At 70.3% G+C, this 15907-nt stretch carries 19 protein-coding genes; 15 read left to right on the forward strand and 4 right to left on the reverse strand.

Features of this window, described 5'->3' with window-relative positions:
- Window positions 1-1062, reverse strand: a 1062-nt coding sequence (locus WBA97_RS04255) for a hypothetical protein (RefSeq protein ID WP_424229345.1), incomplete at its 3' end; no start/stop codon positions are given.
- Window positions 1063-1205: 143 nt separating this feature from the next.
- Here WBA97_RS04255 and WBA97_RS04260 point away from each other — a divergent pair.
- The 4 genes from WBA97_RS04260 (at window position 1206) to WBA97_RS04275 (ending at window position 2861) form a co-directional block, all read left to right on the forward strand.
- Window positions 1206-1760: a copper resistance CopC family protein gene (locus WBA97_RS04260; RefSeq protein WP_424229346.1), complete on the forward strand. Its 555-nt coding sequence runs from the start codon at window positions 1206-1208 to the stop codon at window positions 1758-1760.
- Window positions 1761-1858: 98 nt separating this feature from the next.
- Entirely contained in the window at window positions 1859-2248 is a 390-nt protein-coding gene (locus tag WBA97_RS04265; RefSeq protein ID WP_424229347.1) for a hypothetical protein, read from the forward strand.
- Between the two features lie 88 nt (window positions 2249-2336).
- A complete protein-coding gene (locus WBA97_RS04270) occupies window positions 2337-2507 on the forward strand; it encodes a hypothetical protein (RefSeq protein WP_424229348.1) in 171 nt (56 codons plus the stop codon).
- A 96-nt stretch (window positions 2508-2603) separates the two neighbouring features.
- Entirely contained in the window at window positions 2604-2861 is a 258-nt protein-coding gene (locus WBA97_RS04275; RefSeq protein ID WP_424229349.1) for a hypothetical protein, read from the forward strand.
- Between the two features lie 80 nt (window positions 2862-2941).
- Here the strand turns inward: WBA97_RS04275 and WBA97_RS04280 are convergent, their stop codons facing one another.
- Window positions 2942-4009: a M23 family metallopeptidase gene (locus WBA97_RS04280; RefSeq protein WP_424229350.1), complete on the reverse strand. Its 1068-nt coding sequence runs from the start codon at window positions 4007-4009 to the stop codon at window positions 2942-2944.
- 263 nt (window positions 4010-4272) lie between these two features.
- Between WBA97_RS04280 and WBA97_RS04285 the strand changes: the two genes are divergently transcribed.
- A complete protein-coding gene (locus WBA97_RS04285; RefSeq protein ID WP_424229351.1) occupies window positions 4273-4821 on the forward strand; it encodes a TetR/AcrR family transcriptional regulator in 549 nt (182 codons plus the stop codon).
- Here WBA97_RS04285 and WBA97_RS04290 read toward each other — a convergent pair.
- Entirely contained in the window at window positions 4813-5352 is a 540-nt protein-coding gene (locus tag WBA97_RS04290; RefSeq protein WP_424229352.1) for an SRPBCC family protein, read from the reverse strand. The two genes, WBA97_RS04285 and WBA97_RS04290, sit on opposite strands and share 9 nt — an antisense overlap.
- A gap of 153 nt (window positions 5353-5505) precedes the next feature.
- On the opposite strand from WBA97_RS04290, the gene WBA97_RS04295 reads away from it, so the two are divergent.
- Window positions 5506-6267: an ion transporter gene (locus WBA97_RS04295; RefSeq protein ID WP_424229353.1), complete on the forward strand. Its 762-nt coding sequence runs from the start codon at window positions 5506-5508 to the stop codon at window positions 6265-6267.
- A 10-nt stretch (window positions 6268-6277) separates the two neighbouring features.
- On the opposite strand, the gene WBA97_RS04300 is transcribed toward WBA97_RS04295, so the two are convergent.
- Window positions 6278-7486, reverse strand: a complete 1209-nt coding sequence (locus WBA97_RS04300) for a PP2C family protein-serine/threonine phosphatase (protein WP_424229354.1) — start codon at window positions 7484-7486, stop codon at window positions 6278-6280.
- 168 nt (window positions 7487-7654) lie between these two features.
- Between WBA97_RS04300 and WBA97_RS04305 the strand changes: the two genes are divergently transcribed.
- The 9 genes from WBA97_RS04305 (at window position 7655) to WBA97_RS04345 (ending at window position 15714) form a co-directional block, all read left to right on the forward strand.
- Window positions 7655-8179: a toxin-antitoxin system HicB family antitoxin gene (locus WBA97_RS04305; protein ID WP_424229355.1), complete on the forward strand. Its 525-nt coding sequence runs from the start codon at window positions 7655-7657 to the stop codon at window positions 8177-8179.
- Between the two features lie 53 nt (window positions 8180-8232).
- Entirely contained in the window at window positions 8233-9078 is an 846-nt protein-coding gene (locus WBA97_RS04310) for a DUF4097 family beta strand repeat-containing protein (RefSeq protein WP_424229356.1), read from the forward strand.
- 14 nt (window positions 9079-9092) lie between these two features.
- The gene (locus WBA97_RS04315) at window positions 9093-10043 is read left to right on the forward strand and encodes an ATP-binding cassette domain-containing protein (RefSeq protein WP_424229357.1); all 951 of its coding nucleotides are present in this window, start codon (window positions 9093-9095) and stop codon (window positions 10041-10043) included.
- Window positions 10040-10840 carry an ABC transporter permease gene (locus WBA97_RS04320; RefSeq protein ID WP_424229358.1) on the forward strand — a complete coding sequence of 267 codons (801 nt, stop codon included), beginning with the start codon at window positions 10040-10042 and terminating at the stop codon, window positions 10838-10840. Before WBA97_RS04315 ends, WBA97_RS04320 begins: the two co-directional genes overlap by 4 nt.
- Window positions 10837-12027 carry a cytochrome P450 gene (locus WBA97_RS04325; protein ID WP_424229359.1) on the forward strand — a complete coding sequence of 397 codons (1191 nt, stop codon included), beginning with the start codon at window positions 10837-10839 and terminating at the stop codon, window positions 12025-12027. The genes WBA97_RS04320 and WBA97_RS04325 overlap by 4 nt, the downstream gene beginning before the upstream one ends.
- A 48-nt stretch (window positions 12028-12075) precedes the next feature.
- Window positions 12076-12384, forward strand: coding sequence for a hypothetical protein (locus tag WBA97_RS04330; RefSeq protein ID WP_424229360.1), 309 nt, complete (start codon window positions 12076-12078; stop codon window positions 12382-12384).
- A gap of 49 nt (window positions 12385-12433) precedes the next feature.
- Window positions 12434-13489 (forward strand): DUF2330 domain-containing protein, encoded by a 1056-nt coding sequence (locus tag WBA97_RS04335; protein WP_424229361.1) that lies wholly within the window; start codon window positions 12434-12436, stop codon window positions 13487-13489.
- A 167-nt stretch (window positions 13490-13656) separates the two neighbouring features.
- Window positions 13657-15171 carry an NCS2 family permease gene (locus WBA97_RS04340; RefSeq protein ID WP_424229362.1) on the forward strand — a complete coding sequence of 505 codons (1515 nt, stop codon included), beginning with the start codon at window positions 13657-13659 and terminating at the stop codon, window positions 15169-15171.
- Between the two features lie 21 nt (window positions 15172-15192).
- The gene (locus tag WBA97_RS04345; RefSeq protein WP_424229363.1) at window positions 15193-15714 is read left to right on the forward strand and encodes a DUF742 domain-containing protein; all 522 of its coding nucleotides are present in this window, start codon (window positions 15193-15195) and stop codon (window positions 15712-15714) included.
- The last annotated feature ends 193 nt before the right edge of the window (window positions 15715-15907 follow it).

Here is a 15907-nt window from a genome sequence, read left to right on the forward strand (position 1 = left end):
GCGCAGCACCCCGGCGCCGCCGAGCACGACGGCGGACCCGACGAGCACCCAGGGCGCGAGCGCGGAGACCGTGCGCCGCACGTCGAACGGCAGGGCCCTCGGCTGCGGCGGCGGCTGCGGGTAGCCCCACGAGGTCTCGGTCAGCAGCAGGTCCAGCCGGTCGAGGGTCTCCCGCAGCAGGTGGTTGCTGCCGTCGCCCGCGCTGAGCAGCGACAGGTTGGCGTCGCCGTAGGCGAACGCGCGGGCGGCGAGTGCCTTGGGCTGGTCCCTGGCGACGATCTCGAACCAGTCGCCGTGCAGCACCAGCACCACGTCGTCGGGGAACGCCGCACCGAGCGGGGTTGCGTAGTCGACCACCGGCTGCCCCGGCTCGAGATAGGGGAACGCGGCGATGCGGACGCCGAGGTCGTGTTCCTTCCTGACGATCTCCGGGACCCAGTCCTCGATGGGGTCGGTCCGGCCGGGGGCGTTGTAGATCCGGTGCTCTCTCAGCGCGGCGATCACCTCGGCCACCCGCGCGGGCGCCGCGGGGACCGGCGCCGGATGCACGATGCCGACGTCCGCCGCGGCTCCCGGCGGGAGTCCGCGACCGAGCCGGGCGAACACGATCAGGCGTTCGGTGATGTCGCGGTTGGCGGTCGTGGTGCGCAGTTCGTCGAAGTCGTCGGGGAGCCGGTCGTCGAGCGTGGACGGCCCGCTGAACATCGTCACGTCCAGTCCGGTGACGAGCACGACGGGCACCTCGCGGTCCATCGACCACTCCTGGATCCGCCCGATGACCAGTTCGAAGTACTGGGTCTCGCCGTTGTCGTCCCGGTAGCGGTCGTAGTCGACATAGGGCAGCACGACGAGGCGGACCGACTGCCCCATCTCCTCGCTCACCCGTGCCTCGTCGAACCGGGCGACGGCGCCAGGGGCACGGATGACCCGGTCCCCGTGGGCCAGCGCGGCGAGGATCGGTTCGACGTCGACACGGCCCGAGGGCTGGGCTGCGGCGGGTGCCGCGGCCAGCCCGATCCCGACGGCCGTCAGCAGGCAGGCGAGGGTTCCGGTCAGGCGCACCCGGGCAGCATTCCAAATCGGACAGAGCAGCCAGGACGGATCCCCCCGAAAAGTGCCGGAACGTGACGGGGCTCCCTCTCGTGAGGGAGTCGGGCAGCGGGCAGGATGGTTGCCCGAGCCACCGAACCCTGGGGAGATCCACGATGAGCCTTCGACGCCTCGTGACCGTGTCGCTGCTGTGCGGGATCACCATCGTGTCCACCGCGACACCCGCCTTCGCGCACGCCGAGCTCATCGCGAGCGACCCGGCCACCGGTGCGGCCCTGGCCACCCCGCCCCGGCAGGTCGTGCTGACCTTCAACGAAGCCGTCACTCTCGGCGAGAACCCGGTGACGGTCACCGGGCCCGGCGGCGCGGCGTGGGTGGTCGGCACACCGTCGATCGCCGGGGCGGTGGTGACCGCACCCGTGCGGCCGACCGGGCCGGAAGGCGCGTACACCCTGACCTACCGGGTGGTCTCCGGCGACGGCGACGACGTCACCGGATCCGTCGCGTTCACCCTCACCACCTCGGCGGACTCGCCCACGACCACGACCGAGGCGGCGCCGACCACCACCACGACCCCGGCGGCCGCCGAGGAGTCCGCGAGCGACATGGACAGCGGGACACCGGCGTGGGTGTGGATCCTCGGCGCGGCCGTCGTGCTCGCCGTCGGCGTGGTCGTGGCACTCCGGCTGACGCGGGCGAAGAACTCCTGACGTCCCATCCGGAACCCCAGGGCGAGAAGGCTTACCGGGTGCGATCAACGCCGGTCACGTAGGCTGCGGCGGACTTTGGCAAATACTTGATCAATGTGATGACGGGAGCCGAACGGGTGCTGGCAGCGGCGAGGACGGGCCGGTCCAGGCTCCTGTTCGCTCTGCTGCTGGCGCTGATCGGCATGAGCGCCGCCGTGGCACCCGCCGCGGCGACCGGCTACGCGACCGCGCAGTCGGCACCGGTGCTCGGTGCGACCGTGTCGAACGCACCGTCCATCCAGGACGAACTGCGCGACTGGCTGCGGGTGTCGGGAACCGCGCGGCACACGCAGGCCACGGCGACGCCGGACACCTGGTCTGCCGTGTGCGCGCAGATCCCCGGCGAAGGCGAAGCGCGGGGACGGCGCCTCCTCGGCGAGTCCGGCGCGACCGGTTTGGACACCGGGACCGGGACATCGCGGTCGAGCCGCGCGCCGCCGCTCGCGTGAGCTGAGCTCCCGAATCCCGCGCCCCGCCCACTTCGTACTGGGCGTGGCCGTTGACCTGTAATGCTTTCACGTTCCGAAGGACCGAACCATGTCTGTTGTCGTGCTCGTGTTGTTTCTCGCCGTCGTGGTCGCCGTGATCGGTTCGATGGTCGCGATGGTCGTCAAGGACAAGCCGTTGTACGGCGTGTACGGCCTCTGCGTCCTCATGGGCCCCGGCACCGTGCTGACCTTCGTGTACCTGATCGTGTCGGGCGGCTGAACCTCCGGCGCAGCAAGGACCTTCGCCTCTGGACCGTCCTGCGGCGGGTGGCGATACTCGGCGCAGGGATGGTCGGGTCGCAATGGAGTTGGGGAAATGTTCACAGCGGACTACGGTCCTGCACTGCCCGCACGTGTGTCCGGACTTCCGGACGGCACTCAGGTGTTCGTGACCGGCGGGCGGTTCCAGGGCCAGTACGGCGAGGTAGTCACGCGCGCCCCCGACCTGCGCCCCGGGTCCGCATGGGTGGCACTCGCCGCCTCTGGCACACACCTCATCCCCGCCTACCGCCTCGCGCCCTGCGCCGACGAGTACGGTCCCGGCGCCTCCGTACCGGAGCAGGCAAGGCAATAAGAGGACACCGCGTGGCCGCTAGTGTCCCGAACCGGAAATCTGGCACATGATTCGGCGGCCCAGCTTCCCGGTTCGGGACACTAGATGTTGATCCCCCTGGCGCGCAGCCACGGCAACGGGTCGATCTTGCTGCCGTCCTGGTGCGTCTCGAAGTGCAGGTGTGGACCGGTCGACTGGCCTCGGTTGCCGATCGTCGCGATCTGCTCGCCAGCGGCGACCTGCTGACCGACATTCACCAGCGACTCGTTGATGTGGCCGTAGACGGTGATCAGGCCACCCGCGTGCTGGACTCGCACCCACAGCCCGAAACCGCTCGCCGGTCCGGAGTCGATCACCTCACCCGCCATGGCCGAATGGATCGGCGTGCCGATGCTGTTGGCGATGTCGATGCCGTAGTGGATGCTGCCGCCGCGCGCGCCATAGGTGGAGGTGAGTCTGCCCTGCGCGGGCAGCGCGACACCGCCGGACACGTCGATCACGTTGCTCTGGGCGGCGAGCCCCGCTCTGCGGTTCGCCAACTGCTCGGTGTCGGCCTTGGCCGCGTCCTGCGCGGCGACCGCCGCGCTGTACGCCTTCTCGGCGGTCACCTTCGCGGTGTTCGCCGCGTCGCGCTGCCGTGTCACCTCGCCGAGCGCGTCCTGCGCCTCCCGGTCGGCAGCGGCCTTCTCAGCGACGGCCGTCTGCGTGGCAGTCAGGACGTCGTTGTTCTTGCCGGCGAGCATGCTGATCATCGACGCCCGCTCCAGCAGGCCCGACGGGTCGCGTGCGCCGACGTAGGCACGCACCGAGAACGGGTCGCTGCCGTGGCGGTAGCTCGCCGAGGCGAACGCGTCGAACTCCACTCGCACGTCGCGTTCGCGGGTCGCGGCCGCGGCCGCCTCCGCGCGGGTCCTGTTCACCTTGTCCTGCGCGGTCACCACCGCGGCGCTCAACTGCCGGTGCCGCGTGTCCGCGGCCGTGAACACCTCGAACGTGTCGGCCAGCCGCACCTGTGCGGCCTTGAGCTCGGCATCGGCCTGAGCGATCTGGTCCTCGATCGACGCGGGCTGCGCGGCCACCGCGGAGGGGCCGGTCAACGCGGTCGCGACGGTCAGCGAGGCGACCAGCGCCGCGAACGTGGCTCGCGTCAGTCTTCGACGCGCACCCATAAGGGCTCCAATGGTCATCGGGCGCGCGGCGCGGGGGAACACCGTTGCGCAACCCAGGGGGCGGGGGCGCCGCCGACTATGCACGTCCGCCCGGGGTGTGAGCCATGCAACTTGAGATGAATCACAACGTTCCGGTAACGACCACGACACGTAACGCACACGGCGATTGACGATGGCCGGTCCTCCCGAATCCGGAATGGATTCCGGTTAGGCTTCCGGTCAGCCGGAATCCGTTCCGGTTCGAGGCACACGCTGGAGGTGCGATGGCGGGAGACGAACGCGCGGACGCGCGGCGCAACCGAGCGCGCCTGGTCGCGACCGCGACGACACTGTTCGCCGAGCGCGGGCCGGACGTGCCCTACCTCAACATCGCGAAAGCGGCGGGGGTCGGCGTCGGCACCGTGTACCGGCACTTCCCCGTGCGTGCGGAACTGGTCGAGGCGGCGTACCGCGCGGAACTGGACGCCCTGGTCGACGCCGCGGCGGACCTGCTGGTGGCGCTGCCGCCGGAGCAGGCACTGCGGACGTGGATGGACGACTTCGTCGGCTACCTGACGACGAGGGTCGGCGTGGGTGAGGCGATCCGGGCGGTGGTCGCGGCGGGCGGCGACCCGTTCGCGCACAGCGGGGAACGGCTCGACGTCGCGCTGGAGATCCTGCTCGGCGCGACCGCGAACGCTGGCGTCACCCGCGCCGAGGTCCTCGCGAACGACGTGCTCATGTCACTGAGCGGCATCGCGACGGCCGCGGGCGGGCGGGCACAGGCAGGCCGGATGATCGACCTGCTGTTCGCGGGTCTGCGGTCACCATAGGCCGGGGTCCCCGCCCGGCGTCGGCGCCTGCCCGCGCGACTCGGCGTGTTCCTTCACCCGCAGCAGGGTGGTGGCGATGTTGGTGAGGTTCGTGCCGGCGCGGTCCGGCTGACCGGTGATGAAGATCGCGATCGGCACGAACCAGCCCGGCACCCGCAGCCAGTTCGTCACCGCGAGCCGGCAGCCGGTGGCTTCGGGCGTGATGTCGTACTCCCAGCGGGAGATCGGCACGAAGAACGGCGTGCGCACCCGGTAGGCGAACCGGCGTCCCCGATCGGCCTCGGTGATCTCCGCGTGGGTCACCCAGCGCCGCCACCCGTTGCGGTTGGTGCCGGAGAACCAGTTCCCGACGGCGGGCCCCTCCGCGCCCCTGATCCAGCGCGCCTTGTAGAACTCCTCGGCGAACCCGGCCATCACGACGGGGTCGCTGACGAGCCGGTACACCGCCTCCGGCGAGGCGTCGATCGTCACCTCGCCCGTGGCCAACGGTTCGGTGTAGGTCAGCTTGTCCCTCGGGTTCGTCACTGTCACACCGCACCTCCCGGTAGCCCCGCCACCGACCCCACCAGCGCGAGGATGGAACGGTCAAGCAACCTCCAGCGTTGGCTCAGCGGCGCGCAACCGTGCGTTCATGGCCGTTGTGGTCAAGGATGGTCGCCGCCGACCTGCCCCGGAGGTGCCCGCATGTACGCACAGACGCACGGCCACCTGGCGGACGTGCCGAGCCGGATCCACCGCGTGCGCGCGATCGACTGGCTGATGGTGGTGCTCGCGATCGTGTCGGTCGGCCTGCTCGTGTGGGTGTGGGTGGACGAGCCATCCGAGGAGACCGAGTTACTGCTGTTCAAGATCGACGTCGGTATCTGCGCGGTGTTCCTCATCGAGTTCGTGTGGCGCTGGCGCACGGCGGGCTGGGGTTTCCGGTTCCTCATCAGGAACTGGTTCGAGGTGGTCGGCATGATCCCGGTCTCCCACCCGGCTCTGCGCGCGTTCCGGCTGGTCAGGGTGATCGTGCTGGTGGCCAGGGTCGGCCGCGCGGTGGACCGGTCCATCGGCGACGCCGTGACCCAGCGCCTGGTGAACCGGAGTCTCGGCGCGATCATCGACGTACTGAAGAAGCCCGTCACCGTCGCGGTCCTCGGCGAGGTGGCCGCCGTGCTGCAGACCGGCCGCTACGCGCAGAACATCGGCCGCGCGCTCGCGGAGAACCAGGCCGAGCTCCGGCAGATGGTGCTCGACAAGATCAAGGCGGACCCGGCGGCCGGCAGGCTGAAGCGCCTCCCTTTCCACGACGAGATCCTCGGCGCGATCGCGGAGACGGCGATCCGCGTCGTGCTGGAGATGCTCGCCGACCCGCGCACCGACGAGATGATCTCCGACAGCCTGCGCGAGAACCTCGACCAGATCCGCACCGCGGTCGAGAAGAACGAGGCGAAGCGGGCGTGACGCAGGCCGGTCAGCCGAGGTGGTGGACGGCGACGAGCGCGATGTCGTCGGTGGCGGCCTCACTGCCCACCAGCTCCGCCATCACGCGGGCGCAGACCGCTTCCGGCGCGCCGGGACGCACGGTGGCGCGGAGCTGTTCGAGGCGCTCGTCGATGTCGGCGTCGCGGCGTTCCACCAGGCCGTCGGTGTAGAAGGTGACGAGCGCGCCGGGCGGGATGTCGACGGTGACGACGGGGCGGCCGGTGACGGCCAGTCCGTAGCCGACGGGCAGGCCCACCGGCGCCTCGACGAACCTGGCCTCCTCCCCCGGCACCACGATGACCGGCGGCAGGTGCCCGGCCAGGGAGAGGTGCATGCGCGCGGCCGCGGTGTCGACGATCGCGTAGGCGACGGTCGCCATCGTCGTGCGTTCGAAGTGGCTGGCCTTGCGGTCCAGCTTGCCCAGTACCACGGCCGGGTCGTCGAACTCGAGCGCGTAGGCGCGCAGGGCGCTGCGCAGCCGCCCCATCACGATCGCCGCGGGCAGGCCGTTGCCGACCACGTCCCCCATGACGACCCCGATGCGGTCGCCGGGCAGCGGGAACACGTCGTACCAGTCACCGCCGACGCCGATCTCCGCGCCGGGCACGTACCGGGCGGCCAGCTCCCAGCCGGGGGTCGTCGGCAGCCGCGTGGGCAGGAGGCTGTCGACCAGAACCGCGGCCGCCGCCTGCTCGGAGCGGGAGCGGTACAGGTAGGCGGCCATCGCGAGGCGGTCCGCCACCAGCCGCAGCAGCTCGATGTCGTCGTCGGTGAACGTCCTCGGTGTGGTGCTGCCGATGTGCATCACGCCGACCATCTCGCCCTGCGCCACCATCGGCACACCGAGCAGGCCCCGCAGGCCCCGCTCCCACAGGATCGGGTTGACGACGGTCGACGGGTCGACCCGCTCGATCCGCACCGGCGCCCGCAGCCGCGCGACCCGGCCTGCGAACCCACTGCCGATCGGCACCCGCACGCCCTGGAAGACCTCTTCGCCAAGTCCCGCACTCGCCCTGGCGACCAGCCGCTCCCCGCTGGAGTCCACGAACAGCACGGTGACGGTGTCCACGTCGAACAGTTCACGCACCCGCCACAGCAGTACCTCGAGCAGCTTGTCGAGGTCGAACTCCATCAGCGTGCTGTCGGTGACGGCCTCCAGCACGCGAAGCCGTCTTTCCGCCGCTGACTCGTCGCTCATGTCCGCCAACACCGTTCCACGTCACCCGTCCGGGCCCAAACCATAGTGCGCCACAACTGGCGCACGATCATCCCGCCGCCCTCAGCGCGGCCACGCCTGAGCCATCTCGACATCACCTGGCACCAACATTGCGTTGCGTTGGCACCATTCGTGTGCCACTATGGCGTCATGGACCTGACGCCGTATGTGGACCACGTTCGCCGAGAGCTCGTCGTCGCCGCCGAGGCGGGTGGCGACGACGCCCGCGCACTCGCGGAGCGCCTGACCGCGCCACTGGCGTCGGCGATCCGCCTCACGCTGCTGGAGGCGTTGTCGGCAGCGGCGGACGAGATCACGCGGGAGCTGGCGCCCGGATCGGTCGAGGTCCGGCTGCGCTCGGGCGAAGCGGCCTTCGCCGTCACCCCGCACACCGTCGAGGCACCGGCCGAACCCGGCCACGCCGCACCCGCACCGGCACCGGAGGCCGAGGACGTCGCACCGGCGGACGACGACAGCGCGATGGTGCGCATCAACCTCCGGCTGCCGGAACAGCTCAAGGCCCGCGTCGAGGCCGCGGCCGCCGAGGAGCGCAGGTCGGTCAACGCCTGGCTCGTGCGGGCCGCGACCGCCGCACTGCGACAGCCGGATGGGCAGCGGAGTTCGGGCAGTACCGGCCGCCGCGCCTCGCAGCACTACACCGGCTGGGTCAGCTGACCAGCCGCACCACCAGCACGAACACCGGACACACCACCTTTGAGGGGACAGCCATGCCTACTTTCGACACGCCGGAGCCCATCGTCGCGAACATCGAACCGGTGGTCGGCAACGTCCGCGTCATCGCGAGCGACCGGACCGACACGACCGTCGACGTCCGGCCGAGCGACGAGTCCGACGCCTCCGATGTCAAGGCCGCGGAACTGACCCGCGTCGAGTTCTCGAACGGCACGCTCTCGGTCAAGGCACCGAGGACGCGCCCGCTCGACTTCTCCAACAAGACGCGGTCGATCGAGGTGACCATCGAGCTGCCCGCAGGCTCGGAGGTACTCGGCAGCACGGGCCTCGGCGACCTCCACGGCACCGGGCGGCTCGGCAGGACCCGCTACAAGTCCGGCGTCGGGCACGTCCAGCTCGACCACACCGGCGAACTGCACATGCACACCGGTGCTGGCAACGTCGTCGTCGGGCAGGTCACGGGCAACGCCGAGCTTTCCACCAGCTCCGGGCAGCTGCGGCTCGACTCGGTCAGCGGCACCGGCGTGCTCAAGAACTCCAACGGCGCCACCACGATCGGCGCGGCGGGCGGTTCGCTGCGTGTCCGCTCGGCCAACGGCGACATCATCGTCGAACACGCGGAGGACGGGGTCGAGGCCAAGACCGCCAACGGCTCGGTCCGCGTGCTCGACGCCGTCCGCGGCACCGTCGTCCTCGAGACCGCCATGGGCGACGTCGAGCTCGGCATCCGCGAGGGCAGCGCGGCCTGGCTCGACGTGAAGACCCGCTTCGGCCGCGTCGACAACCAGATGGACGCCGCCACCGCGCCCGAAGGGGCGACCGACAAGGTCGAGGTGCGCGCCAACACGTCCTTCGGCGACATCACCATCCACCGCTCCTGACACTGGGGGAACACATGAGTAATCCCGCCATCTCCGCGACCGGGCTGCGCAAGTCCTACGGCGACAACGTCGTGCTGGACGGCATCGACCTGGACGTCGCGCCCGGCACCGTCTTCTCGATGCTCGGCCCCAACGGCGCGGGCAAGACCACCACCGTCAACATCCTGTCCACCCTGGTCGCGCCGGACGCGGGCACCGCGACCGTCGCGGGCCACGACCTGGCGGGCGACCCGGACGGCATTCGTGGCGCCATCGGCCTCACCGGCCAGTTCTCCGCCGTCGACAACCTCCTCACCGGCGAGGAGAACCTGTTCCTCATGGCGGACCTGCACCACCTGCCGCGCCGCGAGGGGCGCAGGCGGGCCGCCGAGCTGCTCGACCGGTTCGACCTGACCGACGCCGCGAAGAAGACACCGACCACCTACTCGGGCGGCATGCGCCGCAAGCTCGACCTGGCGATGACACTGGTCGGCGACCCGGAGGTGATCTTCCTCGACGAGCCGACCACCGGGCTCGACCCGCGCAGCCGCCGCACCATGTGGGCGATCATCCGCGACCTGGTCGCGAACGGCGTGACGATCTTCCTCACCACCCAGTACCTGGACGAGGCCGACGAGCTCGCCGACCGGATCGCCGTGCTCGACGGCGGGCGGCTCGTCGCGCAGGGCACACCCGAGGAGCTGAAGCGCCGCGTGCCGGGCGGGCACCTTCAGCTGCGGTTCCCGGACACCGGCGCGCTGCACCGCGCGACGCTCGCGTTCGGGGAGTCCACAAAGGACGAGGAGAACCTCGCCCTGCGGGTGCCGACCGACGGCTCCGTCTCCGCGCTGCGCGCCGTGCTGGACCGGCTCGACGCCGACGCGGTGGCCGTCGACAGCCTCACCGTGCACACCCCCGACCTCGACGACGTGTTCCTCAGCCTCACCGGGCACCGGACCGAAGCCACCAAGGAGCTCGCGAAATGAGCACTGTGTCCTACCCGCTGTCCTACGCGATACGGGACTCGACGACCATGCTGCGCCGCAGCCTGCGGCACATGCAGCGCTACCCGTCGCTGACGATCATGCTGATCGGCCAGCCGATCCTGTTGCTGCTCCTGTTCGTCTACGTCTTCGGCGGCACCCTCGGCGACGGGCTCGGCGGCGCGGGCGGGCGCGAGGAGTATGTCGGCTACGTCACGCCCGCCATCCTGCTCATCACCATCACCAGCGCCATCCTCGGCACCGCCATCTCCGTCGCCACGGACATGACCGAGGGCATCATCGCCCGCTTCCGCACCATGGCGATCAGCAAGGCGTCGGTGCTCACCGGCCACGTCATCGGCACGGTGATCCAGACCGCCTTCGCGCTCACCGTGGTGCTCGGCGTGGCGCTGCTCATCGGCTTCTCCCCGACCGCCGACTTCGGCGAATGGCTGGCCCTCGCCGGGGTGCTCCTGCTCCTCACCGTCGCGCTCACCTGGTTCGCGGTGGCACTCGGGCTGAAGGCGAAGAGTGTGGAGACGGCAAGCAACACACCGATGATCTTCACCCTGCTCCCCTTCATCGGCAGCGGGTTCGTGCCGACCGACTCCATGCCGGACTGGCTGGCCTGGTTCGCCGAGTACCAGCCGTTCACCCCGATCATCGAGACCATCAGGGGGCTGCTGCTCGGCACCGCGATCGGCAACAGCGGACTGCTCACGGTCGGCTGGTGCGTGCTGATCGCGGCGATCGGCTACACGTGGTCGAAGTCGCTGTTCGCGAAGGAACGGGACCGGTGAGCGCGCCGATACCCGCACTGCCGACGGCACGGCCGACGGGTTGCCCGTTCGACCCGCCCGCCGAGCTGGCGAAGCTGCGCGAACAACGGCCGCTGGCGCGGATGGTCTACCCGGACGGGCACGTCGGCTGGCTCGCGACGAGCCACGAGGTGGTCCGCGCGGTGCTCGCCGACAACCGGTTCAGCTCACGCTACGAGCTGATGCACTACCCGTTCCCCGGCGGACCGGAGGAGCTGCCGCCCGCGACACCGGGCGACATGACCGGGATCGACGCGCCGGAGCACACCAGGTTCCGGCAGCTGCTCGCCGGCAGGTTCACGGTCCGCCGGATGGGCCTGCTCACCGAGCGGGTCAAGGAGATCTGCGCGGAGCTCTTGGAAACCATGGCGCGGCTCGGCCCGCCCGCCGACCTGGTGGCCGCGTTCGCACAGCCGCTGCCCGCGTTGATGATCTGCGAGCTGCTCGGCGTGCCCTACGCAGACCACGAGTTCTTCCAGCGGCAGACCCGGATCCTGACGTCGACGAGCGTCGGCATGGAAGCGCAGGGCGCGGCCGTGACCGCCCTGTACGAGTACCTGCACGACCTGGTGCTCGCCAAGCGGTCCGCGCCGACCGACGACCTGTTGAGCGACCTCACGACGAGCGACCTCAGCGACGTCGAACTGGCCGGGATCGGCAGCTTCCTGCTCGGTGCCGGGCTGGACACCACGTCGAACATGCTGGCGCTGGGCACGTTCGCACTGCTGACGAACCCCGAGCAGCTCACCGACCTGCGCTCCGGATGGTCCACCGCGGACCAGGCGGTCGAGGAACTGTTGCGGTACCTGACCATCGCACACACCGGCGCCCGCACCGCGCTGACCGACGTCGAGCTCGGCGGCGAACTGGTGCGGGCGGGTGAGACGGTCACCATCTCGCTGCAGGCGGCCGACCGCGACCCGGCACGCTTCCCGGAGCCGGACACCCTCGACCTGTCCCGCCGCACCACGGGCCACGTCGCGCTGGGCTACGGCATCCACCAGTGCCTCGGCCAGCAGCTCGCCAGGGTGGAGATGAGGGTCGCGTTCCCCGCGCTGTTCGAGCGGTTCCCGACCCTTCGCCTCGCCGTCGACCCGGCCCGGGTGCCGCTCCGCACGGACTCGAACATCCACGGCGTGCACGAGCTGCCCGTCACGTGGGACGGGTGAGCAACCTCCCGGTTGAACCACCGGCGCCACGCGGACACCATGGCGGGTGTGTACTTCCGGATCACGATGGACTCGGCCGAGCTGGTGGACCCGCAGGACGTGACCGCGTTCCACGCGGTGTGCCCGCCCGGACTCGACGGCGCCGAACTGGCCGCGCGGGTCCGGGTGGCCGGGCTCGGTGAGCTGCTGCCCGACGACCACCTGCTGGTGCCCGTCGACGCGATCCGCCGCTACGCGGACGGGCACGTCGGCGAGACGTGGGAGGACGACCTCGCGGGCATGGTCGCCTACGCGGCACGCAAGGGCTGGACCGACGAGACCGGCACCCGGATCCGCGCGCACATCGAGAGGCCGTGACGCGCACGGGCCGTGGGAACCCCGGTCGTGGCCGCGACGTCCGAACGCCATGTCGATCGGTGGTGTCGCGGCACGAGCCGCGGTCGTGGCGGCGATGGCGGCCACGCTGGTGACGTTGCGGCCCTCGGCGTCGGGCGCGTGCGCGTGCGGCGCCTTCGTCGCGAACGACAAGCTCTCTGCGCAACAGGAGACCGCGCTGGTCGACCTGAACGGGCGCACGGAGTCGATCACGCTGTCGGTGCTGGCGCGTTCCACCGCGCACGAGGCGGCGTTCCTGATGCCGGTGCCGTCCCGGGCACGGTTCGAGATGGCCGACGCGGACCTGTTCGCCGAGCTCGACGAGATCAGCAAGCCAGACGTCGAGGTGCGGGAGGTGGTCGTCGACGGTGACGGGTCGGGCGGGGCAGCCCCACCCGGTGGCGGCGCCACCGTCGTCGACCGCGTCGAGGTCGGCCCGTACGACGTCGCCCAGCTCGCGGGCACCGACGCCACCGCGGTGACGGCCTGGTTGGGGGACAACGGTTTCACGATGCCCGCCGACCTGTCCGGGGCGCTCACCCCGTACCTGGCGGACGGCTGGCTCGTCATCGCGGTGCGGCTGGCGCCGTCGTCCGGGAGCCTCGAGGACGGGCTGCCGCCGATGCGCGTGTCGTTCGAGACCGACACGCCCGTGTACCCGATGAGACTGTCCGCGACCGCCGAGCACCCCCAGCCGCTCCGGCTGTACGTCCTCGCCGACCACCGGGTCGACATCAGCAACCCGGCGCCATCGGGCGCCGGGCCGGAGCTGACGTTCGCGGGCCGCGTCGAGCCGGATCCCAGGCACACCGAACTCGCGAAGGCTCTGCCAGGGCCTCGTTTCCTCACCCGCTACGACGGTGAGTTCCAGCCGGACCTCATCACGAGCGACATCCTGCTGACCACCGCCGCCACCGACGAGCCGTACCGCGCGGTCGTGGTGGTGACCGAGTACGTCACCTCGTCGTGGCCGGTACCCGTGGAGAATCTGACCGTCCTGGCCGTGATCGCCGTCGCGTCCACTGTGACGGTCATGACAGTCGTGGCCATCCGGCGAAGACGGGCGCGAGCGGCCGTCGGCAGGTAGTCCACAGTGGACGGCAGAGAAGTGACCGAAGTAATCGTTTTCACCGCGATCATCCATCTCGCACGATCCGCTAAATGGCGTATTGACCTGCGGTGACATGTCGTTAGCGTGAGCGCGGCACGTCACTTGATCAGGGCACCAGCACACGTCAGAAGGACATCCGAAGTATGGACACCGATCGCACTCCACGGGCTCCGCGCGACACGACAACCGATCGTAGAACCTCGGGCTCGGTCGACCGGTACTTCGGCATCAGCGATCGCGAGTCGACGTTCGGCCGCGAGGTCCGCGGCGGGTTCGCCACGTTCTTCGCGATGTCCTACATCGTCGTGCTCAACCCGCTGATCATCGGCACCGTCGCCGACGCGGACGGGAACCTGCTCGGCGGCGCGGGTGACGTGCCGGAAAGCATCGCGATGGTCGGCAGCGTCACCTCGCTCGCGGCCGGGCTGCTGACGATCCTCATGGGCATCGTCGGCCGGTACCCGTTCGCCATCGCGGTCGGCCTCGGCCTCAACTCGTTCCTCGCCGTGTCCGTGGCGTCGCAGATGTCGTGGCAGGAGGCCATGGGCCTGGTGCTCATCGAGGGCGTGGTCATCACGTTGCTCGTGATCACGAAGGTCCGGGTCGCGGTATTGCACGCGATCCCGTCGGACCTCAAGACGGCGATGAGCGTCGGCATCGGGTTGTTCATCGCGTTCATCGGACTCGTGGACTCCGGGTTCATCCGCCGCATCCCGGACGCGGCGGGCACCACGGTGCCGGTCAACCTCGGTGTCGGCGGGACACTGGCCGGCTGGCCCATCGTCGTCTTCCTGGTCGGCCTGATCCTCACCGCGATCCTCGTCATGCGGCGGGTGCGCGGCGCGATCATCATCGGCATGGCCACGGCCACGGTCCTCGCGATCATCGTCGAGGCGGTGTTCAAGCCGGGGCCGTCGATGGTGGACGGCCAGCCGGTGCCCACCGGCTGGCAGCTGAACGTGCCAACGATGCCTGCCGACATCCTGGCCGTGCCCGACCTGTCGCTCATCGGTGACGTCGACCCGTTCGGTGGCTTCGCCCGCGTCGGTGTGCTCGCCGCGCTGATGATCGTGTTCACGCTGATGCTGTCGGACTTCTTCGACACCATGGGTACCGTGGTCGGCCTGTCCGCCGAGGCGAAGCTGCTGGACAAGGACGGCCAGGTGCCGGGCGTCGGCCGGGTCCTGCTCGTCGACTCCCTCGCCGCGGCGAGCGGCGGCGCGATGTCGACCTCGTCGAACACCACCTACATCGAATCGGCGGCGGGCATCGGGGAAGGCGCGCGTACCGGGTTCGCGAACCTCGTCACCGGGGGCCTGTTCCTCGTGGCGATGTTCTTCGCGCCGCTGGTGTCGATCGTGCCGTTCGAGGCGGCCACGCCCGCGCTGGTCATCGTCGGCCTGGCGATGATGGCCCAGATCCGGCGCATCGACTTCTCCGACGTCGCCATCGTCATCCCGTGCCTGCTGACGGCCGTGCTCATGCCGTTCTCGTTCTCGATCGCGGTCGGCCTCGGCGCCGGGATGATCACCTACGTGGTCCTGCGCAGCTTCCAGGGGCGAGCCCGGGAGGTGCACCCGCTACTGTGGGGTGTGGCCGCCCTGTTCGCGCTGTACTTCGCAGCACATCCGATCCGCGTGGCCCTGGGCATCGACTAGCGACCCGCACAGGCGGACGGTATGGACCTCTTCGGGATGTACGGTTCCCGCTCCGACGACGAACCCGCCGGTACGCCGGAACCATCCGACACCCCGGCACCGGCGGAGCCGCCACCCGTCGAGCCGGAAGAGGTCACGGCACCCGTCGAGCGGATCCCGTCCGCCCGTGACGACGCGGTGGAGCACTTCATCCAGTCGATGGACGGCCTCGAGTTCGACGGGCAGATCGTGCGGCCCTACGCCCGCACCGGCGGCCGGACCAGATCGGCCGCGGGTCTCGAACTCGAGACCCTGCTGTCGCTGATGGTCGCCGACGTGCCCACCCACCTGCCACCCGACCACCACGCGGTCGCCGAGCTGTGCAGGCACTCGGTGTCAGTCGCCGAGGTGTCCGGCTACCGGTCGCTACCCATCGGCGCGGCCCGCGTCATCATCTCCGACCTGATCGAGATGGGCCTCGTCACCACATCCGGCCCCAAAACCGCAGGCGCCCCCACCGTCGACCTAATGCACCGAGTCCTAGAAGGCCTACGCAGACTCTGACCCCCCCACCCAACCCACCCACCCACGATCACGCCCAAACCCGCGAGTCCACGGTTCAGAACCCGCGAGTCCACGGTTCAGGACCCGCGAGTCTTCGGTTCAAGACCCGCGAGTCCACGGTTCAGGACCGCCGAGTTGGGGTTTCGCGACGAGGGTGGCCGTGTCACGAACCCCCAACTCGCGGGTTCCGAAC

The organism is Actinophytocola sp., from assembly GCF_049647105.1.
In the GTDB taxonomy this organism is placed as follows: Bacteria; Actinomycetota; Actinomycetes; order Mycobacteriales; family Pseudonocardiaceae; genus Actinophytocola.

Excerpts from the sequence above, each read along its gene's own strand:
- WBA97_RS04260 (WP_424229346.1), top strand. The coding sequence starts at position 1,206 with ATGAGCCTTCGACGCCTCGTGACCGTGTCGCTGCTGTGCGGGATCACC.
- WBA97_RS04265 (WP_424229347.1), top strand. The coding sequence starts at position 1,859 with ATGACGGGAGCCGAACGGGTGCTGGCAGCGGCGAGGACGGGCCGGTCC.
- WBA97_RS04270 (WP_424229348.1), top strand. The coding sequence starts at position 2,337 with ATGTCTGTTGTCGTGCTCGTGTTGTTTCTCGCCGTCGTGGTCGCCGTG.
- WBA97_RS04275 (WP_424229349.1), top strand. The coding sequence starts at position 2,604 with ATGTTCACAGCGGACTACGGTCCTGCACTGCCCGCACGTGTGTCCGGA.
- WBA97_RS04280 (WP_424229350.1), bottom strand. The coding sequence starts at position 4,009 with ATGGGTGCGCGTCGAAGACTGACGCGAGCCACGTTCGCGGCGCTGGTC.
- WBA97_RS04285 (WP_424229351.1), top strand. The coding sequence starts at position 4,273 with ATGGCGGGAGACGAACGCGCGGACGCGCGGCGCAACCGAGCGCGCCTG.
- WBA97_RS04295 (WP_424229353.1), top strand. The coding sequence starts at position 5,506 with ATGTACGCACAGACGCACGGCCACCTGGCGGACGTGCCGAGCCGGATC.
- WBA97_RS04300 (WP_424229354.1), bottom strand. The coding sequence starts at position 7,486 with ATGAGCGACGAGTCAGCGGCGGAAAGACGGCTTCGCGTGCTGGAGGCC.
- WBA97_RS04305 (WP_424229355.1), top strand. The coding sequence starts at position 7,655 with ATGGACCTGACGCCGTATGTGGACCACGTTCGCCGAGAGCTCGTCGTC.
- WBA97_RS04310 (WP_424229356.1), top strand. The coding sequence starts at position 8,233 with ATGCCTACTTTCGACACGCCGGAGCCCATCGTCGCGAACATCGAACCG.
- WBA97_RS04315 (WP_424229357.1), top strand. The coding sequence starts at position 9,093 with ATGAGTAATCCCGCCATCTCCGCGACCGGGCTGCGCAAGTCCTACGGC.
- WBA97_RS04320 (WP_424229358.1), top strand. The coding sequence starts at position 10,040 with ATGAGCACTGTGTCCTACCCGCTGTCCTACGCGATACGGGACTCGACG.
- WBA97_RS04335 (WP_424229361.1), top strand. The coding sequence starts at position 12,434 with ATGTCGATCGGTGGTGTCGCGGCACGAGCCGCGGTCGTGGCGGCGATG.
- WBA97_RS04340 (WP_424229362.1), top strand. The coding sequence starts at position 13,657 with ATGGACACCGATCGCACTCCACGGGCTCCGCGCGACACGACAACCGAT.
- WBA97_RS04345 (WP_424229363.1), top strand. The coding sequence starts at position 15,193 with ATGGACCTCTTCGGGATGTACGGTTCCCGCTCCGACGACGAACCCGCC.